A 20,570-nucleotide genomic window follows, 5' to 3' on the forward strand; every position below is an offset into this window, starting at 1 on the left:
GCCCCCGGGCGCCGGCCGCCGGCCCGGGGCCGGACGGCCGCGCCGCGGGTGGCCGCCCGCCCGCGCGGGTCGGGTGGTCAGTTCGTGCTGCTGAGCACGTTCCCGTCGGCCGGGCGCATGACGCGGGACCGCCGGAAGTCGCGGTGCACGAAGATCCGCTGGAGCCAGCGGTCCCGGCCGTCGTAGCGGGGCGTGAACTCGGTCCGGCCGTGCAGGGCCAGCCGGTTGTCGACGAAGGCGAGATCACCGGGTTCCAGGATGAACGTCCGGCGGACGCTGCGCAGCGCGTCGCCGAGCATCGACAGCGCCTGAGTGGCCTCGGGGTCGAGCGGGAACGAGCTCTCGAAGTCGACCCGGACGTCCGGGTCGTCGGGGCTGCCGCTGAGGATGCCGTGCGGCTCGGGCGCACTGCGCAGGTCGCCGAACGACGCGGGCGGTTCGGTGACGAACCGGGGCTCGTGCAGCACCCGCCGGACCTGCTCGGACAGCAGGGGCAGCGCGTTGCGGATCGAGGTCACCTGCAGACCGGCCACGTTGTCGTGGTCGTTGCGCAGGCAGTGCAGGCCGACGTAGTCCGGACGGTGCAGGTGGAAGGCGTTCTCCACGTGCATGGAGAGCATCACCGAGCCCGCGTTGCCCTGGAACTTCTCCATGCCCGGCACCGGCACGACGTCCTGCACGAGCGCGCCGCTCTTCTCCTCCTTGAAGGCGATGAGTTCGCCGAGTTGCAGCCCGAGCAGCACCTGGGCGGCGGCGGGCACCGTGGACTCCCGCTGGACCGAGCCGGCCACGGTGGGCGTGTCGGGCAGCTCGGCGATGTCCACCGGGAGGTTCCGCACGAGCAGTACGGCGTCCATCCCGGGATCCCAGGCGAAGCGCCGCGCCATCTGGCGCAGCCGTACGGGCAGGTTGCTGGAGAGCTCGCGGGCCGACTCGAGCCAACCGGGCGCGTCGACCAGGCGCGGCGGCCGTCCCGCCAGGTAGCGGGCGATCGTGTCGACCTCGATGTTCTCCTCTCGGGTCAGTGTCATGGTGCGGTCGGTGCCGCGGGTGAGCTGGACGTCGACGGTCACGCCGAGCCTCCTCTGCTGAGGTTCTAGACGGAGTGGGTTGAGCGACCGGTCAGTCGTCGTCCTCGTCGTCGTCCCAGAACGCGTCCTGCAGGTGCTCCGCGAGCTGCCGTGGCGTCGGGTTGGCGAACAGGTCGGCGAGCTGGACCGGCATCGCCAGGTCGGCCCGCACCCGTTGCACGAGCTGGGCGCCCAGCAGCGAGTGGCCACCGCTGGCGAAGAAGTTCGAGTCCGCGTGCAGGCCCGGCCGGTCGAGCATCTCGGTCCAGATCCCGACGAGGGCGAGGGTCGTCTCGTCCGGCGGGTCCGCGTCGGCCGACGCCCGCGCGGCGGCGAGCGCCACGAGGGCCGCGCGGTCCACGGTGCCGGCGACGGTCACCGGAAGCTGGTTCAGCACGACCAGTTCGGGCGTGAGCGGCAGGGCGGCCCGGGCGTGCTCGCGCAGCCGCTCCGCCACGTCGGGCTTGCGGGACTCGACGAACGCGACGACCGTGACGTCCTGGGCCTCGCCGCCGGAGTCGACGGCGGCGACCGCCTCCACGTCCGGGTGGGCGGCGAGGACGGACTCGACGTCGCAGAGGTGGATCCGCTGGCCGCCGACCCGTACCTGGGCGGACAGCGGGCCGAGCACGTCGACCCGGCCGTCGGGCAGCAGGCGCGCGAGGTCCCCGGTGCGGTGGAACCGCCCGTACGACGGGTGCTCGCCGAAGCGCGCGGCGGTCAGCTCCGCCCGCCCGTGGTAGCCGGAGGCCACGACGTCGCCCGCGACGCACAGCTCGCCGCGTACGCCGATGCCCAGCTCGTGTCCGGTGCCGGGTTCGGTGACGAAGACGGGGGCCGTCGGGACGAGGCCCGGCTCGTCCCGTCCGCCGTCGAACGCGGCGTACCCGGCGACGCCGTGCGTGGCGTAGCCGTGGTGCGCCGTGCCGCCGGCCGCGCGCAGCTGGGCGTCCAGCGGCCGGGGCAGCGGTTCGTGGGCCACCAGGAGGGCGCGGCCCGCGAGCCGGTCGCCCGCGTGCTCGACCACCTGGCGCCACACCGCCGGCGGCGCCTGCACCACGTCCACCGTTTGCCCGCGCACCAGCTCGCCGAGCGCGTGGCCGTCGGCGCGGGCCGCGTCGGGCGCGACGACGACCCGGCCGCCGGTGGTCAGCGCGACCAGCAGCTCGGTCAGCGCCGCGTCCGTGGCGGCGCTGCTCAGCCAGGCGGTGACGGCCGGCCCGTCGGCGACCCGGCCGACGAGCCGCGCGACCGCGCCGGCCAGGGCGCGGTGGGAGACCGTCACCGCGAGTGGCGCGACGGAGTCGAGGTGGTACTCCAGGTAGGCCACCGCGTCGGGGTCACCGCCGGCGGGCGCTTCGGTGCGGACCGCGTCCGTGCCGTCGGGAACGGCGGGGATGGGCACCGCGCCGGGCACGGGGAGGCCCTCGGGCGCCAGCACCGGAGCGGCGCCCGAGTCGGCCAGCCGCGCGGCGAGGTCGGGAATCGGCTGGGTCGGGTCGAGCAGCACGCAGCGCGCGCCCGCCAGCCAGACGCCGAGCCACGCGGCGGCCAGCTGCGCGCCGCGCGGCGCCAGCACGGCGACCGTGCTCCCGCCCGAGGCGGCGACCAGGTCCCGCGTGGCGAGCGCCGCCGACCACAGCCGGCCGTACGACACGGCGTCCGCGCCGTCCTGCACCGCGACGCGCTCCGGGCTCGCGGCGACCGTCGCGTGCACCGCGTCGAGCACGGTCGTCGTGGCGGTGGTGCCCGCGGCCGACGCGGGTAGGGCGAGGTCGCTCGCGCCCCTGCGGGACAGCTGCGCCACCGGCCGGTCCAGCTCCTCGCCCAGCCGCACGAGCAGGGCGTCGTACCGCTCCAGCAGCAGCACGACGTCGGCCGCGTCGAAGACGTCGACGCAGAACGCCGCGCGCACGGTCGTCGCGTCCGCGCCCGGCATGATGAAGAACTCCAGGTCGAAGCGGCTGTAGCCGTTCTCCACCATGACGTGCCGCACCGGCATCCCGGTCAGCGCGGCGGAGGTGTCGACGGTGCCGGGGACGTAGTTGAACAGGTGCCGGAAGAACGAACTGCGCCACGTCGACGGCGCGTCGCCGAGCACGGCCGGGGAGACGTGCTCCAGCGGTACGTCGGCGTGGCTGATCGCCTCCAGGAAGGTGCCGCGGGTCTGCTTGACGACGGCGCGGAAGTCGGCGTCCGGGTCGATCCGGACCCGCAGGGGCACCAGGTTCGCGTGGTAGCCGATGGCGTTCATGCCGCGCTGGTCGCGGACGTTCACCGGCGTACCGATGACCACGTCGGCACCCGCGCCGTGCTGGGCGAGCAGCACCGAGTACGCCGCGAGCAGCACGACCGCCTCGGAGGCCCGGAGTTCGCGCTGGAAGCGGCGCACCACGGCGCGGGCCGGGGCGGAGAGTTCGTGGTGGACGGTCTCGGCGCGCAGGGACGGCGCCCCGGCGGGCGGCCGGGCGCACCACAGCCCCGCCTCGGCGGGCCGCAACCCGTCGAGGTTCTTCCGCCAGTACGCGACGCTGCGCTCGTTCGGCGCGCGCTCCGCGAGCGCGGCCACCGGGGCGTCGTCGGGCCGGCGTCCCGCTGCGACCGTCTCGTAGGCGTCGAGCAGCTCGCGGAGCAGGATCGTGGTCGACATGGCGTCGAAGTTCAGGTGGTGCACGACGACGCAGGCCACGTCGCCGTCCGCTCCCGCGCGGATCCCCGCGCGCAGCAGCGGGCTGCCGTCGATGGGGAAGGGCTCGGCGGCGAACGCCGTCAGGTCGGCGTCCCGCCCGGCGTCGCCGCAGGGGATGTCCCGCACGGGCACGTCGACCTGGTCGGGGTCGAGCACCTCCCGGGTGAGCGTCGCGTCGTCGGAGCGGAACACGGTACGCAGCACCTCGTGGCGGGCCAGGACGGCCCGCAGCGCCGCCGTGAACAGCCCGCGGTCGATGCTGCCGGCCACCTCGAAGGCGGCCGCGACGTTGTTGACCCCGGTCTCCGGCACCAGCCGCTCGAGCAGCCACATGGCTGCTTCCTTCCTGCTGGCTGCGATGGTCATCCCTCGTCGTCCCCTCGGTCGGTGTCGGCGCAGACCTCGGCGAGTCGCGCCACGGTCCGGTTTTCCAGCACGTCGCGCAGCGACAGGGTGAGCCCGCGTCGGCGTGCCTCGTTGACCAGTTGGGCGGCGCCGAGGCTGGTGCCGCCCCGGACGAAGAAGTCGTCGTCGACGCCGATGGAGGAGACGGCGGTGTAGGTGGCGAAGAGCTCGCACAGCAGCGCCTGCAACTCGTCGGCCGGCGCCCGCCCGCCCGGGGCGGACCCGACCTCCGGCGCCGGCAGGGCCGACGTGTCGAGCTTGCCGTTCACGGTCAGCGGCAGCGCCGCGAGGCTCACCACGGCGCTCGGCACCATGTAGTCCGGCAGGGCCTCGGCCAGGTCCTTGCGCAGCTGCTGCGGATCGATCCTCGCGTCCGCCGCGGGCACGACGTACGCGACGAGCTGCTTGACCTCCGGGGCGTCCGTGCGGATCACCGCCGCCGCGTGCCGCACGTGCGGGCTGCGCAGCAGCGCCGCCTCGATCTCGCCCAGCTCGATGCGGTAGCCGCGGATCTTCGCCTGGTTGTCGACCCGCCCGCAGAACTCGTACTCGCCGTCCTCGGTGGGGCGGACGCGGTCGCCGGAGCGGTACATCCGCGACCCGGGCGGGCCGAACGGGTTCGGCAGGAAGCGCTCGGCGGTCAGTCCCGGCCGACCCAGGTAGCCCCGGGCGAGCTGGGCCCCCGCGATGTGCAGTTCGCCGATCTCGCCGGGCGCGACCGGGCGCAGCTGCTCGTCCAGCACGTGGAAGCGCACGTCGGGCATGGGCTGGCCGATGGGCAGCGGTCCCGGCGGCACCGGCTGGTCGGCCTCGATGACCACCGTGCTGCACCCCACGGTCGTCTCCGTCGGGCCGTACTCGTTGACCACCCGCGCGCCGGGGTGCCGCCGGCGCCAGGCGTCGACGGTCTCGCCGAGCAGCAGTTCGCCGCCGGCCATCAGCTCCCCGGTCGGGGACGCCTCGGCGGGCAGCGCGGTGAGCAGCGGGATGTGCGAGGGCGTGACCTTGACGAAGGTGGGCCGCTCCTGCCCGGCGGGCCCGGCGGCGGGCGTGCCCATCTCCTCCAGGGCGCCGAGGTGCACGCAGCCGCCCGTCATCAGCGGCGCGTAGAAGGCGGTGACCGTGAGGTCGAACGCGAACGAGGAGTGCAGCAGCGCCCGCCCGCGTACGCCCGGGTAGGCCCGCACGACGTGGCGCAGGTACGTGCCGAGCTGGCGGTGCTCGATCAGCACGCCCTTGGGGCTGCCGGTCGAGCCGGAGGTGTAGATGACGTACGCGGTGTTGGCGGGCCGCAGCGGGGCGAGCCGGTCGGCGTCGGTGACGTCGGTGTCCGGCTGCCCGGCGTACGTGTCCGGGTCGTCGAGGAGGACCCGGGGCGCGTCGGACGCCGGCACCGCGTGCTCGTCGTCGCCGGTGGTCAGCAGCAGCATGGGCCGCGCGTCGGTGAGCATGTGCGCCAGCCGCTGCGGCGGGTAGCTCAGGTCCAGCGGCAGGTAGGCCGCCCCGGCCTTGAGGGTGGCCAGCGCGGCCACCACCAGGTGCGCGGAGCGGATCCCGATCGCGACGAGCCGCTCCGGCCCCGCGCCGAGCGACACCAGCCGGTGCGCGAGCCGGTTCGCCTCGGCGTCCAGCTCGGCGTACGTCCTGCGGTGCTCGCCCCACACGACGGCGGTGGCCTGCGGGGTACGCCGCACCTGCTCCGCGAAGAGGTCGGTGAAGAGCGCGGGCTCGCCGCCCGCCGGTCCCGGCGCCACCGCGCTACCCCGCCATCCGCAGACCGGCGTCCGTACCGGTCATCAGGGCGGAGACGGCGGCGGCGACGTCGGGGTGGCGCAGCATCTGGTCGTGGTCGACGTCGAGCGGGACGGTGCGCGCGAAGCCCTGCTCCCGCTGGGTCGAGTGCGCGGAGGTGATCGCCGTCGCGGTCGCCCACTGCGGGGTGGGGTCGATCTCCGCCGCCGCCCGCAGGTATCCCACGAACGACGCGAAGCTGCCGCCCAGTTCGCCCCGGACGTCGTCGTCCAGCCCGAGCCGGCGGCCCGCGACGTCGATCGCGTCGCGGAAGATCCCGGCGAGCGCGGGACCGATGAGGGTCAGGTCCTCCAGGCCGTACTTCTCCCGCACCGCCTGGCCGTCGGCGTGGAACGCGGTGATCTCGTCGGGGGAGAGGATGGTGCCCAGCGCGTCGGCCGCGGCGTGGAAGTCCCGGTAGAGCCCGACGATGTTCGGCAGCTCCGGGTCCAGCAGGATCAGCCTGGGCGCCTCGCCCTGCTCGTCGGCCAGCCGGGACGCGAGGGGAGCGGCGAAGACCGCGCCGACGCAGTACCCGATGACGGTGTCGACCGTACGCTCGCGCCGGCGGACGCCCTTGACCCACCGCTCGACGTAGTCGGCGGCGGACATGGTCTCCTCGGCGCCGCTGGCCGGCGCCACGGTCTCCCAGATCTCGCCGGGCGCGCTCAACAGGGGGACCAGGTCGCGGAAGCACGCCTGGGTGCGCCCGGTGCTGGTGAAGTCGACGGTGAGCGTGAGACCGCCCTGTCCGCCCTTGCGCAGTGTCTGCCAGGAGCTCTTCTTCACGATGCAATCCCTCGTCGTGTGCGGTGCGTACGGTCGTGCCGAAGTAGTGAGCTGGCGGCCGCTGCCGGTGGCAGCCGCTCAGACGCGGGCGCTGTCCCGCAGGTAGCGCAGGGCCACGGCGGCGCCGAGCACCACCGTCCATCCCGCGAGCACCAGGACGGCGAGCCACAGCCGGGAGTCGCCCTCGAACGGACTGTGGCCGATCTTGGCGAGCCAGTAGCTCGGCAAGACCGCGGACACCCGCTGCAACCACTCGGGGAACGCGACCGACGGGAACAGCGCGCCGCCGAGCACCCCGAGCAGCATGTGTGAGACGGAGGTGAGCCCCTGCACGCTCTCGGCCGTGGCGATCTGGCCGATGAACACGCCCAGCAGCGCGAACGGCAGCGTGCCGAGCCAGATCCCGCCCACCAGTTGCAGCCAGCCGCCCAACGGCAGCTCGACGCCCTGTAGCAGCGCGCCGGTGAGCGCGACCACGGTGATGGCCGGCAGCGCCACCACCATCGCCGTGGCCAGCTTCGCGGTCAGGTAGGAGGTCGGCGAGAGGGGGGTGATGCGCAGCTGGCGCTGCCAGCCGGTCGACCGCTCGATCGCCACCCTCGTGCCGACGTTCAGCGCGACGAACAGCGCGCCGTAGGCGGCGATGCCGCCCAGCAGGTGCTCGCTGTAGTTGATGCCGGTGCCCTCGACGACCTTGCCGCTGAACAGGTTGGCCTGCATGAGGTAGAGCAACGTCGGGAACAGGACCGCGGTGATCCAGAACTTGCGGGCCCGGATGATCCGCTTCACTTCGAGCTGGAGGAACCCCATGCTCATCAGGCGACCTCGCTCTTCGTCCCGGTGAGGGCCAGGAACGCCTGCTCCAGGCCGAGGGCGCCGATCTCCACGTCGCGCGCCTGGGGGAAGCGGGCGAACAGTTCCCGGGCGGCGGCGTCGGAGTCGGAGCAGACGAGTTCGGCGCGGTTGCCCCGGAACTCGGCGGTCTTCACGCCGGGCAGCAGGCGCAGCTGCTCGACCGTCGCGTCCGGAACGGTGGCGGACAGGGCCCGCCCCACCACCACGTTGCGGATCTCGGCGACGGTGCCGTCGGCGATGACCACGCCGGCGCGGACGAGCACCACCCGGTCGGCGAACTCCTCGGCCTCCTCCAGGTAGTGCGAGGCGAACACCACGGTGCGACCCGTGTTGGTGAACTCCCGCATGGAGGCCCAGAAGACGCGGCGGGACTCGACGTCCATCGCCACCGTCGGTTCGTCCAGCACCAGCAGCCTCGGGTCGGACACCAGGGTCATCGCCAGGCGCAGCCGCTGGCGCTGACCGCCGGAGAGCCGGCCCCGGCGGTCGGCGATGTCGGTGAGGTCGGTGCGGCGCAGCACCTCGGCGACGGGGAGCGGGGCGGCGTGCAGCGACGCCGCCATCGTGAGCAGCTCGCGGATCGACACGTCGTCGAGCAACGCCCCGTCCTGGAGCGTCGCCCCGATCACGCCCCGGGTGACGGCCTCCCGGGGGGTGTGCCCGAAGACGCGGATCTCGCCGCGGTCGGGGCGGGTGAGACCCAGGATCATGTCGACGAGCGTGGACTTGCCCGCGCCGTTCGGCCCGAGCAGCGCGACCACCTCGCCGGGAGCGATCCGCAGGTCGATGCCGTTGACGGCCCGCACGGCGCCGAAGCTCTTGTGCACATCCGACACGTCGATCGCCTGTGGGTCTGTCGCACCGAGCGTGGGCGTGGCCACGAGGTTCCCGATTGCGTTGGTCATTGAATTCCCCATTTAGATCGGTGCGGGTATGCGACTAGTATTTAGCAGCGTGACTCGGTGGGAATCCAGGAGTTCCGGGGCCCGCCAGCATGAGGATCGGCGTGCGAGGTGCCTTTTTCCGGGGGGATGAGGGGTGCCCGTAGGGGTTACCCCACGATGGCCGTACCCGCCATCGTCGGACCTGTCGTGGTCCTGGGCGGTGCGCTCCCGGAGCCCATACGGTGGAGGTGTCCTGTGCCGCGTGCGATCGGCCGCTGTCATTCGTCGAGCAATGCCGGGAAGGTGGCCGGGTCGCCCCCCGCCGACGCGCTCTCCGGCACTTTTCGAAACGGTTTCCGAGTCGCCGGGACTTTTCCCCAGCGGCGACCGGCCGGTACCGGATCCGCCTCGAAAGGGGTATCGACGTCGCACTTTCCGCCGGCGGCCCCGGTGACCGGCCCGGCGCGCTCGGCGGGGGTGCGCTGATGTCCGCCGACCGTCTCGCCGAGGCCACCGAACGGGCGGAGCGCCTCGACCCCATGCTCGGCTCGTTCCTGCACCGGTTCCCCGTCGACGGCCCCGGCCCGCGGGGCCCGCTGCACGGCACGCTGATCGGCGTCAAGGACATCGTCGCCGTCGCCGGCGCGCCGAGCACGTGCCAGAGCACCGTGCACGACGCGAGCTGGTGGGCCGACCGCGACGCGACGGTGGTGGCGCGGCTGCGCGCGGCCGGCGCGGTGATCGTGGGCAAGACCACCATGGCGGAGCACGCCCTGTCCCGGCCGGATCCGGACGCGCGCTTCCCGGTGCCCCGCAACCCGTGGGACCCCCACCGGTGGACGGGCGGATCGAGCTGCGGCAGCGCCAACGGCATCCCCGCCGGGTTCTTCGACGCGGGCATCGGCACCGACAGCAACGGCAGCATCCGGATCCCGGCCGCGCTCTGCGGCGTGACCGGGCTGAAGCCGACGCAGGGACTCCTCCCCACGGCGGGCGTCCGCCCCCTGGCCCGCTCGGTGGAGACGGTGGGACCGCTCGCGCGTACGGCCCGGGAGTGCGCGATGCTGCTCGCCGTCATGGCGGACCGGCCGGCCGAGCTGTCCCGACCGCCGCTCGCCGACCTGGCAGGCGTACGCGTGGGCGTGCCGCGCGAGTTCGTACGGCACGCCGCCGCGCTGACCGACGAGACCGCCGCCGCCTTCGACGCCGCGCTCGACGAGCTGCGGGCGGCGGGGGCCGAGGTGGTCGACGTGCCCTTCGACGAGGCGTTCCCGCTCTTCGCCGCCCAACTCGTGACCCTGATGGTCGAGGCGTTCGAGGTGCACGGGGCGCAGCTGCGGGCGCGCTGGACCGACTACGGCCGCCCGTTCCGGTGGAGCGTCGTGCTCGGCGGCGTGCTCTCGGCCGAGACCTACCTGCGGGCCCAGCGGGTGCGGGGGTGGGGCGCCGACGCCCTGCGGGCGCGGCTGCGCGAGGTCGACGTGATCGCCTCGCCGACCTGGCCGTCCGCCGCCCCCCGCTACGACGATCCGGCCAGCCTTCAGATGATCTCCCTGCTGCCCAGCGTCTGGAGCGCAGTCGGCTTCCCCGCGCTGGCCCTGCCCATGGGGATCGACGGGGACGGGCTGCCGCTGTCGCTGCAACTGGCCGCCGCCCCCGGCCGGGACTTCGAACTGGCCGCCGTCGCCGACGTGTACCAGCGGCGGACGGGGTGGCACGAGCGCGAGCCGAAGCTGGAGGTGGTCTCGGACCTCGCGCCCGTGTGCTCCCCGGAGGCGCCCGTCGACGGCGTCGACCCCGTCCGGCGGGCCCGGCTGGCCGAGGCCGTCGGCGCGCTGGGCGTCCCGCTGGCGGAGAGCGACCTCGACCAGGTGGCCATGACGTGGACGAAGGTCGACGCGCTGGCGGGGATGCTGCCGGACCTCCCGGTGGACGTGACGCCGATCGCCGCCGGTCCGCCGTCCGGGCGGTGAGTGGCGTCCCGCCGGTCGCGGCGGGTGCCTGCCGCCGACCCGAGGGCGGGCCCGGACACGCTGTCACCGGGCCACCCGCCGCCCGGTGCCGCCAGGTCCCGGCCCCGGCGGTGCCCGCACGGATGACGTGCGCACGGGTGGGGCATGTCCGCGACACGGTTGGGACATGACGCGACGGGGGTTGGAACTGTCGCCGGTCGCCGGCAGCCTGATAGCCATGGATGACGTAGTGATCGAAGTGGACGGGCTGCGCCGCAGCTACGGGAAGTTCGAGGCGGTCCGCGGGATATCTTTGAGGATTCTTCGGGGTGAGCTGTTCGCCCTGCTGGGCACCAACGGTGCCGGCAAGACCACCACCATCGAGGTGCTGGAGGGGCTGCAACCGGCTACCTCCGGCCGGGTCCGGGTGCTCGGGCTGGACCCGGTGCGCGACCGGGCGGCGGTGCGCCCCCGGACCGGGGTGATGCTCCAGCACGGCGGCTTCACCGGTGCGCTGACCGTCCGGGAGACGGTGGAGGCGTGGCGGTCCCTGACCGTCCGGCCGCACACCGTCGCGGAGGTGCTGGAACTGGTCGACCTCACCGACCGGGTCAACGTGACGGTCGACCAGCTCTCCGGCGGCGAGGGGCGGCGCCTGGAGCTGGCGCTGGCCGTACTCGGCCGGCCGGAGGTGCTCTTCCTCGACGAGCCGACCACCGGGATGGACCCGGCCTCGCGCCGGCGCACCTGGGAGGTCGTGCGTGAGCTCCAGCGGGGTGGGACCACGGTCCTGCTCACCACGCACTACCTTGAGGAGGCGGAGATCCTCGCCGATCGGGTGGCGATCATGCGGGGCGGTAACCTCGTCGCCACCGGCGCCCCCGAGGACATCGTCCGCACCCTGCCCGCCCGGATCACCTTCCGGCTGCCGGCGACGGAGGTGCCCCCCGAACTGCCGCACGCCACCCGCCTGGTCGAGAGCGACCGGGTGACCTACGAGTCCCGTCAGCTCCAGGGCGATCTCACCCGGCTGCTGGAGTGGGCCAACGCGGGCGACATCCAACTGGCGGCCCTGTCGGCGCGACCGGCCACACTGGAGGACGCCTTCCTGGACATCGCCGCCGAGAACGACCCGACCGACCAGCACGCCGAACCGGAGGCCGTCCGATGAGCGGGACGATGACGACGCAGAACGCCGACACCGCCTCGACCCGGGGCGGTGATCGCGCCCTGAAGCCGATCTGGCAGATGGTCGCGATGATGAAGATGGAGATGCTGGCGCTGCGTCGCAACTGGACGGCGTCCGCGATGAACGTGGCGGCTCCGCTGATGATCGCCCTGCTGCTCGTCAGCAAGTACGGCGGGCAGACCGTGCCCGGCGTCCGCCGGGTCGTCAGCGTCACCACGCTCATCATGGTCTTCCTGGTGCACCACCACCTGACCACCGTGTACGCGTCGCGCCGCCAGGAGCTGGTCCTCAAGCGGCTGCGTGCCGGCATCGCCTCGGACCGCACGATCCTGTTCGGCACCGCCAGCAGCACCGTGGTGCTCTTCCTGGCCCAGTTCGTCGTGCTGGCCGTCTACGCCGTCCTGGCGCTCGACCTGCCGGTGCCCAGGAACCCGCTGGTCATGCTGCTGGTGCTGCTGCTCGGGTCCTCGATCATGGCGGCGTTCTCGGCCGCGCTCTCCGCGATCACCCGCAGCTCCGAGGCGGCCATGCTGACCACCCTGCCGACGGTGGTGCTCTTCCTCGCCACGCCGGGTGCGCTGCTGGAGCTCAACGCGTCGCCGAACGCGATGGAGCGGATGCTGTGGTTCCTGCCGAGCGGGCCGTTCACCGAGGTCCTGCGCATCGGCTGGCTGGCCGAGACCGACGAGGGCCGGTCGCTGAGCTTCGCCGGGACCTTCGTCGAGACGCTGCCCTCCTTCGGCGTGCTGCTGATCTGGCTGGCGGTGTCGCTGTACCTGGCCCGCCGGTTCTTCCGCTGGGAACCCCGACACGGATGATCGGGGCAACCGTCGCGTCGTCCACCCCGGAGAGCGTGAGCATGGAGCGGGCGCAGGTCGAGCGGGATCTCGGCCTGCGCCGCGCGCGCGTCGTCACCCTGAGCACCGTCGGCAGCGGGGTCCTGGGGACGCTGCTGCTCGCCGCCGCAGGGCTGTGGCGGGAGGAAGATCCGCGCTGGACTGTCGCCGGGGCGGTGGGGATCGTCCTGTTCGTCGTCGCGCAGGCCGGCGCGCTCTACGGCGCGATCACCCCGTGGCTGGCGCGGGCCGTGCGACGCCGCCTGTTCGTCGTGTTCGTCGCGGCGGCCGTGGTTTCCGTACCCCTGGTCGGGCCGGTGGGCGCGCCGGAGTGGGCGACCTGGGGCTTTCTCGGCGCGTCGGTGATCGGCTCGGTGCCCATGCTGTCGCGCTGGTGGGCCGCGGGCCCGGCGCTGCTGCTCGCCGTGGTGGTGGCCGCCGGGGTGGCGCTCCGCAACGGGGCGCCGGTGCGCGACCAGGTCACCATCGTGCTGGTCGCCGGCGTCTCCATGGCCGCGTGGAACGCGCTCCAGCTCTGGCTCTGGGGGCTGCTCGTCGAGGCGCAGCGGGGGCGCGCCGCGCAGGGGCGGCTCGCCGCGACCGAGGAGCGGCTGCGCTTCGCCCGCGACGTGCACGACCTGCTCGGGCACAGCCTCTCGGTCATCGCGCTCAAGGCGGAGCTGGCCTCCCGGCTGGCGGCCACGGACGCGGGGCGGGCCGCCTCGGAGGCGGCGGAGGTGCGGCGGCTGGCCGCGTCGGCGCTGGTCGAGCTGCGCGAGGTGGTGCACGGCTACCGCGCGGTGGACCTGGGGGACCAGATCGCGGCGGTGGAACAGGTGTTGCGCTCCTCCGGCATCCGCTGCGCGGTGGCGCTGCCGCCGGACGACGTACCGGCGGAGGTCGCCCGGCAGTTCGTGGCGGTGCTGCGGGAGGCGAGCACGAACGTGCTGCGGCACAGCCGGGCGACCTGGTGCACCATCGAGATCAGCCAGGACAGGGACGAGGTGCGCATGACCATGACGAACGACGGTGCCGAGGGCGCGTCGCCGGACCGGCACAGCTTCGGGCTGCGGGGGCTGGCCGAGCGGCTGACCGAGGCGGGGGGAACGCTGCGGCACCGCCGGGACGCCGGGGTGTTCCGCCTCGACGTGACGGTAAGGACCCGCCCGTGATCCGGGTGCTGCTCGTCGACGACGAGGACATGATCAGGGCGGCGCTGGCCGCCCTGCTCGGGCTGGAGTCCGACCTGGACGTGGTGGCCGAGGCGCCGGACGGGCGCGCCGCCGTGACCGCGGCGCTCGCCCACCGCCCGGACGTCGCCGTGGTGGACCTGCAGATGCCGGCCCTGGACGGGCTGGAGGTGACCGCGGAGCTGGCCCGCGCCCTGCCGGCCTGCAAGGTGGTGATCCTGACCGGGCACGGCCGACCGCCGCACCTGCAACGCGCGCTCGCCGCCGGGGCCAAGGGCTTCCTGCCCAAGGGGGCCCCGGGGGGCACGCTCGCCGACGTCATCCGCCGGGTGCACGCCGGCGGCCGGTACGTGGACCCGGCGCTGGCCGCCGACGCTCTCACCGCGCCGGAGTGCCCGCTCACGCCGCGCGAGCTGGACGTGCTCCGGCTGGCCGAGTACGACACCCCGGTGGCCGAGGTGGCGCGGCGTACCCACCTCTCCGCCGGCACGGTCCGCAACCACATCTCCGCGGCGGTCAACAAGCTGCGGGTGGCCAACCGGGCGGAGGCGTTCCGCACCGCCCGGGACAACGGCTGGCTCTGACCGCCGCCGGTCAAGAGGGCTCGCTCCGTGGACGGTCAGACGACGACGAGCGAATCGTGATGTCGGTCGGGGCGGCGGCGGGTCTCGCCGCGGCCGTCGCCCGCCCGCCCGGGAGCCGTCTCCGATCGTCAACTTCGGGTTGACGATGAGCATGCGTCAACCTATGGTTGACGTATGAGCGAACCCACTCAGCCGAACAACCCGGTGCGGCTCGACGACCTGATCCGGGCCATCAAGCGGGCGCACAGCGACGCGCTCGACCAACTGACCGACGCGGTCATCGCGGCCGACCACCTCGGCGAGGTCGCCGACCACCTGATCGGCCACTTCGTCGACCAGGCCCGCCGTTCCGGCGCCTCCTGGACCGACATCGGCCGCAGCATGGGCGTCAGCAAGCAGGCGGCGCAGAAGCGCTTCGTACCGAAGGCCGACGACCCGCCGCTCGACCCGCAGCAGGGCTTCAACCGCTTCACCCCCCGCGCCCGCAACGTGGTGATGGCCTCGCAGAACGAGGCCCGCGCCACCGGGCACGCCGAGATCCGCCCCGAGCACCTGGTGCTGGGGCTGCTCAGCGAGCCCGAGGCCCTGGCCGCGAAGGCGATCGTCGCCGGGGGCGTGCCGCTGGATCGGGTGCGTGAGGCCGCGACGGCCGCGCTGCCGCCGTCGGCGGCCGAGGTGCCCGAGCTGATCCCGTACGACGCGCAGGGCAAGAAGGCGCTGGAGCTGACCTTCCGAGAGGCCCTGCGGCTGGGGCACAACTACATCGGCACGGAACACATCCTGCTCGCGCTCCTGGAGCACGAGAACGGCGCCGGCGTGCTCAGCGGGCTCGGCCTGGCCAAGTCCACCGTCGAGGAGTGGGTGGCGGAGGCCCTGCGGGCCGTCCAGCTGGGGAGCTGACCCGGCTCAGGGCGCGGTGGGGAAGCCGTAGCGGGCGGCGTGCTCGGGATCCGCCGGGTCGACCTGGCGGATCCCGGCGTCGGCGAGCCGCTTGTTGACCTCGTCGAGGCGGTCGCGCACCAACCGGGCCTCCTCCTCGGTGACCCGGCCCCGGTGCGGCCGGCCGGCGTGCTCGATCGTGCCGTAGTCGACCCGCTCCGCGCCCTTGCGGGCCTTGGGCGGGCGGACCCGCTCGGCCGTCTTCAGCAGCTGCGCCATCGGCACGTCCGTCGCCATCGCGTCGAACTCGCTAGCGGTGAGCACCACCCGGCGGGGCTCACCGTCACCGTGCCGGTCGTGGATCTCCACCACCGCCACGTCCAGCGCGGCGTCGTCGATGCTCTCCACCTCCACCGGCGTGGCGTCCAACCGCACGGGACCCGCGAGCAGGTCAGGGTGCTCCAGGACGACGACGCGGACCACCTCGTCGTCGGGCTGGATGACCGTGCCGCTGAAGTCGGAGACGTGGATCGTCTTCTTGCCCATGCGCGGAGCTTCTCCTGTCGTAGGCCGGGATGCCGGACCAGAAGAAATTACCCGACAGGTGTGCGAAAGCCGCCGGTGGACCGCCCGGGTGTGTCGCGCGGCCGACCGGGCGCGCGGATGGTCAGCGGGTGTTCAGGCCGCCGCGCGAGGAGGCCCCCGCGGGTAGCTCGTTCACGTCGCTCCACGGGAGCGCCTCCGTGCCGGCGCGCCGGCCCCGGTACGCGGACTGCGCCGGGAAGCGCCCGGCGGCCTCGGTCGCCCGCCAGCGTCGCTCGGGGTCCTGGTGGTACCGGTCGTTCGGCAGAATCGGCATGACCATACCGTCCCAAAAGAAGTTGTCCATGTATGGAAGTGAATATGACGACCGATCGCCATGTGGGGTTCCCTCGATCGGCCGCCGCGCCACGAACGGCAGTCGGCGGCGGCCTGCGGTAGCCCTACCCGCCCACGCCGGCCCTCAACCCTCGCGCCGGCCCACCGCCCCGCCGCTACGCCGGGCAGGCGCCCCGCCGACGGGTTCCGTGGCGCCGGCCCGCGGTGGCCGCGTACGGTGATCGTCGGCGAGGCGGTCGGACGTCGTCGGGCCGGTCGCCCGGGTGGGCAGGACGGCCGCGGGGAGGTGAGCGTGGTGCTCGACCGGCGGCTGCACCTGCACCTGGCGAGCTGGCTCGGCCAGTGGCCGGCCGGGCCCGGGCTGCACGTCGTCGGCTCGCACCGGCGGGCCATCCCGGCCTGGGACGGCCGGCTGCGGCCGGCCCTCGCGGTCAGCGCGGGCGCCAGCACGGTGCTCTCCGTGGCGCCCGACCGGGTCGTCGCGGTGCGCGAGCTGGCCCGGCGGCCGGGCGGACCGCCGCTGGCGGAGCTGCCCGCCGCCGTCGGACGGCCGGCCTGGGCGGCGCACGACAGCGTCTTCCGGTGGAGCGTCGCGCCCGTCCCGTTGCCGGACGCCGGAGAGTGGACCTCCCCGACGGCCGCCGGACTGCCGTCCTGGCTGCGCCTGTTCGAGGGCCCGGTGCTGGTGGCGCGCGACGCCGAGGGGCGCTACCTGGCCGGGGCCGGGATCAAGCGGCACGACGCGTACGGTCACGAGCTGGCGGTCGGCACCGTCCCTGCGGCGCGGGGGCGCGGGCTGGCCCGGCGGCTGGTCGCCCAGGCGGCGCGCCGGGTGCTCGACGAGGGGGCCGTCCCGACCTACCTGCACGACGTCGCGAACGCCGCCTCCGCCCGGGTGGCGTCGGCCGCCGGCTTCCCCGACCGGGGCTGGTGCTCCTACGGGGTCTATCCACCGTGACCGCCCGGGGCGGGGCGCGGACCGTGGTCCCGGGCCGGATCCACGGTCCGCAGTCTCCCCCGGGTCCCGCGGGTCGTGCGACAGTGATCACGCTACGTATCCGACGGCGGGACGACAAGGGACCAACGGCGTGGCCAGGGTGTCGAATAGCGGACTTGGCCTGCGGCTATTCGGATGATGGCGTCGGGCCGGGTCAGTGACGCAGCGTGCGAATGAGGTCGAGCACCTGGCGGGTCACCGGGCGTAGCACGCGCAGCCGGGACAGCCCCACCAGCCGGTCGAGCAGCGGCACCACCCCGTCGATCAGCTGGCGGGTGCGGGTCTGCCCGGGCGAGCGGTCGTAGACCCAGTAGAGCACCACCCCCATGTACGCCAGCCAGAGCAGCTCGGGCAGGTGCGGGCGCAACTCCGGGTCGACCCGGGCGGTGGAGCCCGTCAGCACCTCGGCGAAGAGGCCGACCGCTGCCTCGCGGGGCCCGGACGACTCCGCCGAGAACGGGCTCAAGGGGGAGGTGGGCTCGGCCGCCGTCTTGAAGAAGCTGGCGGCGAAGGCGTGCGACGGGGTGAGCACGTCGATCCCGGCGTGCAGCACCCCGGCCAGCCGGGCGGCGAGGTCAACCTCCCGTTGGAGCACCGGCCCGGCGGCCGCCCGGTGCTCCACCTGGGCACGGGCGTAGAACTCCTGGATCAGGTGTTCCTTCGAGCCGAAGTAGTAGTAGGCGTTGCCCACCGCCACCCCGGCCTCCTGGGCGATGGCGCGCATCGTGGTCCGCGCGTACCCGCGCTCGCGGAACAGCCGCATCGCGGTGTCCAGGATGAGCTGCCGGGTCTGCTCTCCGCGCGCGGTCGCCGGCTCACCCGCAGCGGTCGTCGGCGCAGTCTGCTCGGTCATCGGGGTCACCGTATCCCGCCGGGCCGGCGGTCGGCTCCGGCCTCGGGTCGCGGACGCGCTCCCGGATCGCGGCGGCGGCGGCGACCACCCGGCGGGCCAGCGGCAGCAGGTGCGGACGGGCCAGCCGCTCGGCGGTGGCCCGGTGCTCGGCCAGCGCCCAGAGGCAGGCGAACCAGGCGCCGTCTCCCGCGTACACCTCGCCGGTGTCCGCCACCACCGTCAGGTCGCGCAGCGTCGCGTCGTGGTCCAGGCCGGGGAGGCGCCGCCGGGCCTCGGCCGAGCCGGCCGGCAGGAACTCCAGGGGTACGAGCTGGGCGCGGGACGCCAGCCAGCGTCGTGCCGACCGGCAGAGGGGGCAGTGCGCGTCGTAGAGGACGGTGAACCCCCGGACGCCACCGCCCCCGTGCGCGGTGGCGTCCGGAGGCCCGACCGGTCCCGCGGCGGGCGGGACGGTCATCGGGCCGGCGTCGCGCCGGGGTCCTGCGCCGGTGGGCCCGCCGGCCGACCGGGGCGAGCGGCGGATGGGTGGCGAGCTGGCGCAGCCGACCGCGTCGGTACCGGCCGAGCGCGAAGACGTTGAAGAAGTGCAGCGCGCCGAGCACCAGCAGCACCAGGCCGATCTTGAGGGAGAGCTCCTCCATCGCCTGGGCGGTGGACCCGACCGGATCGGGGTGCTTCATCGCCACCGTGACGTAGCCGAGGTTGAGCAGGTAGAAACCGACCACGAGCAGGCTGTTGACCGCCCCGGCCAGCCGTTCGTCGGCGAACACCTCCTCGAGGAAGACCTGTCCGTTGCGGGACAGTGCCCGGGCCACCCAGACGGTCAGCCCGATGCTGACCGCCAGGTAGACCAGGTACATCCAGACCTTCGTGTCCATTCGCCAACCCTTCTTGAACACGTTCAAGTGCGTCCCGGTCAGCGTAGGGCATGACTTGAACGCGTTCAAGAGGGGTGCCGGCGCGTCGCGCCGTGGCCGGGGTGGGCGGCAGCGGGTATGGTCGGGGCGCGCCGGACGTCGGCGCATCTCGACAATGAGGCGGTCATGGACGCGCGAGCATGGGACCCGGAGCCGGGGCAGGTGGTGCTGCGCCCGGTGGGGGAGGTCGACATGGCCACCGCCGGCGAACTGGACGCGATGCTCACCGCCGCGCTGCACCGCCCCGGCGTCCGGGAGATCGTCGTCGACCTCGCCGACGTGCGTTTCCTGGACTCCAGCGGCGTACGCGTCCTGGTGCACGCCGCCGGTGCCGCCCGCGATCGCGACGTGACGCTGCGGGTGACCGACCCGCGCCCGGGGGTGGCCAGGGTGCTGCGGATCACCTCGGTCGGTGCCCTGCTCGGCCTCCCCGACGAGAGCGCCGAGCGCCCCGTCACCCGCGGCTGGCGCGGGCTGCACTGACCGCTCAGGGCTCCGAGTTCGCCGACGCGTCGGCCGACCACTCGACGAGCATCAGCGTGGCGTCGTCCTCGTGCAGCCCGCCCTCGTGCTGGGTCACCGCGTGACTGAGCCGGCGCAGCGTCTCCGCGGCCGGCAGCCCGGAGCCGATGTGCCGTTCCGCCAGGTCGGCCAGCCGGGGAAGCCCGAACATCTCGCCCGCCGCGTTCCGTGCCTCGGTCACGCCGTCGGTGTGCAGCAGCAGCCGGTCACCCGGCTCCAACCGGAGCTGGGCGATCTCGAACCCGCCGTGGGGCAGGCCGAGCGGGGGCCGCCGCCCTCCTTCCAGCGTCCGCACCGCCCGCCCCCGGCGCAGCAGCACCGGTGGCGGGTGCCCGGCGTTGACGTAGCGCAGCAGGCCCGTGCCCGTGTCGAACTCGGCGAGGATCCCGGTGACGAACCGGGCGTCCTGCCACTGGGCGGCGATCGTGGCGTCGACCGCCCGCACCAGACCGGGCAGGTCCGAGCCGGCGCGCCGGGCGGCCCGTAGCGCGGCCAACGCGACGGAGGTGGTGAGCACCGCCGGCAGGCCGTGGCCGACCCCGTCGAGGATCGCCAGGGCCAGGGTCCCGCCGTGCACCGCGTAGTCGAAGGCGTCCCCGCCGACCTCGTAGCAGGGTTCGAGCAGGGCGCTGACCGCGGCCTCGGGGGTGGCGAAGGTCAGCGGCGGAAGCAACTGCCAGAGCAGCTCGGCGGAGACCCCCATGGGTCGGCTGCGGCGCGTGCGGTGCAGGACGTCGCCGTAGTCGCTCTTGCTGCTCACCAGGTGGCCGATGATTCCGGAGATGAGCCGGCTGCCGTCGCGGAGGGCCCGGTCGGCCAGGTCGGCGTCGGCCGGCGGAAAGACCTCCAGCAACCCCAGCCGGTGGGTGCCGTTGACGATCGGCACCCAGAGCCGCGGTGGCGGCCCCTGTCCCGCGTGCACCTCCACGTTGGTGAAGGCGCGTCCGGCCAGGCTGGTGTCGATCGACAGCAACTCCGCCGCGAGCCGGCCCGATCCGGGCAGCGGGCGCAGGTCGCGCTGCTCGGCGTCCACGAGGTAGATGGTCGCCGTCACGCCCAGCGGCCGGAGCGCGGCGTCGACCGCGGCCGGAAGCTCGTCCGGAGGCAGTCGGTGGGACCTGGACAGGATGTCCGCCAGGGCCCGGTGCCAGGGGTCGGTCGCGGTCATGCTGTCGCATACCCCGCGCGGCCCCGGTCGAAGCGGCCGCGCCGGCGCGTCGCGGCGCCGACCCGGTCCGCACCGGCCGCGCCGACGCCGCACGCCCCGGTGCCGGCCCGAGCCCCGCGCG

Annotated in this window: 20 protein-coding genes; 9 read left to right on the forward strand and 11 right to left on the reverse strand. The window is 74.2% G+C overall.

Features of this window, described 5'->3' with window-relative positions; all coding sequences use genetic code 11:
* Positions 1–77 precede the first annotated feature (77 nt).
* The 6 genes from V6V16_RS26065 to V6V16_RS26090 all read right to left on the reverse strand — a co-directional run bounded on the left by V6V16_RS26065 (position 78) and on the right by V6V16_RS26090 (position 8,504).
* Complete coding sequence (locus tag V6V16_RS26065; protein WP_334566233.1) at positions 78–1,073, reverse strand: TauD/TfdA family dioxygenase; 996 nt, start codon at positions 1,071–1,073, stop codon at positions 78–80.
* A 49-nt stretch (positions 1,074–1,122) separates the two neighbouring features.
* Positions 1,123–4,092 (reverse strand): condensation domain-containing protein, encoded by a 2,970-nt coding sequence (locus tag V6V16_RS26070; RefSeq protein WP_334566234.1) that lies wholly within the window; start codon positions 4,090–4,092, stop codon positions 1,123–1,125.
* Positions 4,093–4,121: 29 nt separating this feature from the next.
* Positions 4,122–5,918, reverse strand: a complete 1,797-nt coding sequence (locus V6V16_RS26075) for a non-ribosomal peptide synthetase (RefSeq protein WP_334566236.1) — start codon at positions 5,916–5,918, stop codon at positions 4,122–4,124.
* A 4-nt stretch (positions 5,919–5,922) separates the two neighbouring features.
* Entirely contained in the window at positions 5,923–6,744 is an 822-nt protein-coding gene (locus V6V16_RS26080) for a hypothetical protein (RefSeq protein ID WP_334566239.1), read from the reverse strand.
* A 78-nt stretch (positions 6,745–6,822) separates the two neighbouring features.
* Positions 6,823–7,560: an ABC transporter permease gene (locus V6V16_RS26085; protein WP_334566241.1), complete on the reverse strand. Its 738-nt coding sequence runs from the start codon at positions 7,558–7,560 to the stop codon at positions 6,823–6,825.
* Positions 7,560–8,504, reverse strand: a complete 945-nt coding sequence (locus V6V16_RS26090; RefSeq protein WP_334566243.1) for an ABC transporter ATP-binding protein — start codon at positions 8,502–8,504, stop codon at positions 7,560–7,562. Before V6V16_RS26090 ends, V6V16_RS26085 begins: the two co-directional genes overlap by 1 nt.
* 464 nt (positions 8,505–8,968) lie before the next feature.
* On the opposite strand from V6V16_RS26090, the gene V6V16_RS26095 reads away from it, so the two are divergent.
* From V6V16_RS26095 to V6V16_RS26120, 6 genes are all read left to right on the forward strand, one after another.
* Complete coding sequence (locus V6V16_RS26095) at positions 8,969–10,456, forward strand: amidase (RefSeq protein ID WP_334566245.1); 1,488 nt, start codon at positions 8,969–8,971, stop codon at positions 10,454–10,456.
* Positions 10,457–10,673: 217 nt separating this feature from the next.
* Complete coding sequence (locus V6V16_RS26100) at positions 10,674–11,606, forward strand: ABC transporter ATP-binding protein (RefSeq protein ID WP_334566248.1); 933 nt, start codon at positions 10,674–10,676, stop codon at positions 11,604–11,606.
* Positions 11,607–11,614: 8 nt separating this feature from the next.
* Positions 11,615–12,442 (forward strand): ABC transporter permease, encoded by an 828-nt coding sequence (locus tag V6V16_RS26105; RefSeq protein WP_334566250.1) that lies wholly within the window; start codon positions 11,615–11,617, stop codon positions 12,440–12,442.
* Positions 12,439–13,632: a sensor histidine kinase gene (locus V6V16_RS26110; protein WP_334566253.1), complete on the forward strand. Its 1,194-nt coding sequence runs from the start codon at positions 12,439–12,441 to the stop codon at positions 13,630–13,632. The genes V6V16_RS26105 and V6V16_RS26110 overlap by 4 nt, the downstream gene beginning before the upstream one ends.
* On the forward strand, positions 13,629–14,234 hold the full coding sequence (locus V6V16_RS26115) for a response regulator transcription factor (RefSeq protein WP_334566255.1): 606 nt from the start codon (positions 13,629–13,631) through the stop codon (positions 14,232–14,234). Before V6V16_RS26110 ends, V6V16_RS26115 begins: the two co-directional genes overlap by 4 nt.
* Before the next feature lie 174 nt (positions 14,235–14,408).
* Complete coding sequence (locus V6V16_RS26120) at positions 14,409–15,134, forward strand: Clp protease N-terminal domain-containing protein (RefSeq protein WP_334566257.1); 726 nt, start codon at positions 14,409–14,411, stop codon at positions 15,132–15,134.
* A gap of 6 nt (positions 15,135–15,140) precedes the next feature.
* Here the strand turns inward: V6V16_RS26120 and V6V16_RS26125 are convergent, their stop codons facing one another.
* Together V6V16_RS26125 and V6V16_RS26130 are read right to left on the reverse strand one after the other, a co-directional pair.
* Positions 15,141–15,659 (reverse strand): hypothetical protein, encoded by a 519-nt coding sequence (locus tag V6V16_RS26125; RefSeq protein WP_334566258.1) that lies wholly within the window; start codon positions 15,657–15,659, stop codon positions 15,141–15,143.
* A gap of 121 nt (positions 15,660–15,780) precedes the next feature.
* A complete protein-coding gene (locus V6V16_RS26130; protein ID WP_334566259.1) occupies positions 15,781–15,972 on the reverse strand; it encodes a DNA repair protein in 192 nt (63 codons plus the stop codon).
* Between the two features lie 315 nt (positions 15,973–16,287).
* Between V6V16_RS26130 and V6V16_RS26135 the strand changes: the two genes are divergently transcribed.
* Positions 16,288–16,950, forward strand: a complete 663-nt coding sequence (locus V6V16_RS26135; RefSeq protein ID WP_334566270.1) for a GNAT family N-acetyltransferase — start codon at positions 16,288–16,290, stop codon at positions 16,948–16,950.
* A gap of 193 nt (positions 16,951–17,143) precedes the next feature.
* Here V6V16_RS26135 and V6V16_RS26140 read toward each other — a convergent pair whose 3' ends face one another.
* Positions 17,144–17,842, reverse strand: a complete 699-nt coding sequence (locus V6V16_RS26140; protein ID WP_334566260.1) for a TetR family transcriptional regulator — start codon at positions 17,840–17,842, stop codon at positions 17,144–17,146.
* Entirely contained in the window at positions 17,805–18,299 is a 495-nt protein-coding gene (locus tag V6V16_RS26145) for a thiol-disulfide oxidoreductase DCC family protein (protein WP_334566261.1), read from the reverse strand. The genes V6V16_RS26140 and V6V16_RS26145 overlap by 38 nt, the downstream gene beginning before the upstream one ends.
* A gap of 64 nt (positions 18,300–18,363) precedes the next feature.
* On the opposite strand from V6V16_RS26145, the gene V6V16_RS26150 reads away from it, so the two are divergent.
* On the forward strand, positions 18,364–18,774 hold the full coding sequence (locus tag V6V16_RS26150; protein WP_334566263.1) for a hypothetical protein: 411 nt from the start codon (positions 18,364–18,366) through the stop codon (positions 18,772–18,774).
* Positions 18,775–18,885: 111 nt separating this feature from the next.
* On the forward strand, positions 18,886–19,242 hold the full coding sequence (locus V6V16_RS26155) for an STAS domain-containing protein (protein ID WP_334566265.1): 357 nt from the start codon (positions 18,886–18,888) through the stop codon (positions 19,240–19,242).
* A 4-nt stretch (positions 19,243–19,246) separates the two neighbouring features.
* Here V6V16_RS26155 and V6V16_RS26160 read toward each other — a convergent pair whose 3' ends face one another.
* Positions 19,247–20,449, reverse strand: coding sequence for a PP2C family protein-serine/threonine phosphatase (locus V6V16_RS26160; RefSeq protein WP_334566267.1), 1,203 nt, complete (start codon positions 20,447–20,449; stop codon positions 19,247–19,249).
* Positions 20,450–20,570: the final 121 nt, after the last annotated feature.

This window comes from Micromonospora sp. CPCC 205561, from assembly GCF_036906775.1.
GTDB lineage: Bacteria > Actinomycetota > Actinomycetes > Mycobacteriales > Micromonosporaceae > Micromonospora.

What these genes read in the sequence shown, in the direction of transcription:
- V6V16_RS26105 (WP_334566250.1), top strand. Translation starts at nt 11,615, where the DNA reads ATGACGACGCAGAACGCCGACACCGCCTCGACCCGGGGCGGTGATCGC.
- V6V16_RS26090 (WP_334566243.1), bottom strand. Translation starts at nt 8,504, where the DNA reads ATGACCAACGCAATCGGGAACCTCGTGGCCACGCCCACGCTCGGTGCG.
- V6V16_RS26085 (WP_334566241.1), bottom strand. Translation starts at nt 7,560, where the DNA reads ATGAGCATGGGGTTCCTCCAGCTCGAAGTGAAGCGGATCATCCGGGCC.
- V6V16_RS26125 (WP_334566258.1), bottom strand. Translation starts at nt 15,659, where the DNA reads ATGGGCAAGAAGACGATCCACGTCTCCGACTTCAGCGGCACGGTCATC.
- V6V16_RS26095 (WP_334566245.1), top strand. Translation starts at nt 8,969, where the DNA reads ATGTCCGCCGACCGTCTCGCCGAGGCCACCGAACGGGCGGAGCGCCTC.
- V6V16_RS26120 (WP_334566257.1), top strand. Translation starts at nt 14,409, where the DNA reads ATGAGCGAACCCACTCAGCCGAACAACCCGGTGCGGCTCGACGACCTG.
- V6V16_RS26150 (WP_334566263.1), top strand. Translation starts at nt 18,364, where the DNA reads ATGGGTGGCGAGCTGGCGCAGCCGACCGCGTCGGTACCGGCCGAGCGC.
- V6V16_RS26140 (WP_334566260.1), bottom strand. Translation starts at nt 17,842, where the DNA reads ATGACCGAGCAGACTGCGCCGACGACCGCTGCGGGTGAGCCGGCGACC.
- V6V16_RS26160 (WP_334566267.1), bottom strand. Translation starts at nt 20,449, where the DNA reads ATGACCGCGACCGACCCCTGGCACCGGGCCCTGGCGGACATCCTGTCC.
- V6V16_RS26100 (WP_334566248.1), top strand. Translation starts at nt 10,674, where the DNA reads ATGGATGACGTAGTGATCGAAGTGGACGGGCTGCGCCGCAGCTACGGG.
- V6V16_RS26110 (WP_334566253.1), top strand. Translation starts at nt 12,439, where the DNA reads ATGATCGGGGCAACCGTCGCGTCGTCCACCCCGGAGAGCGTGAGCATG.
- V6V16_RS26145 (WP_334566261.1), bottom strand. Translation starts at nt 18,299, where the DNA reads ATGACCGTCCCGCCCGCCGCGGGACCGGTCGGGCCTCCGGACGCCACC.
- V6V16_RS26070 (WP_334566234.1), bottom strand. Translation starts at nt 4,092, where the DNA reads ATGTGGCTGCTCGAGCGGCTGGTGCCGGAGACCGGGGTCAACAACGTC.
- V6V16_RS26155 (WP_334566265.1), top strand. Translation starts at nt 18,886, where the DNA reads ATGGACGCGCGAGCATGGGACCCGGAGCCGGGGCAGGTGGTGCTGCGC.
- V6V16_RS26130 (WP_334566259.1), bottom strand. Translation starts at nt 15,972, where the DNA reads ATGCCGATTCTGCCGAACGACCGGTACCACCAGGACCCCGAGCGACGC.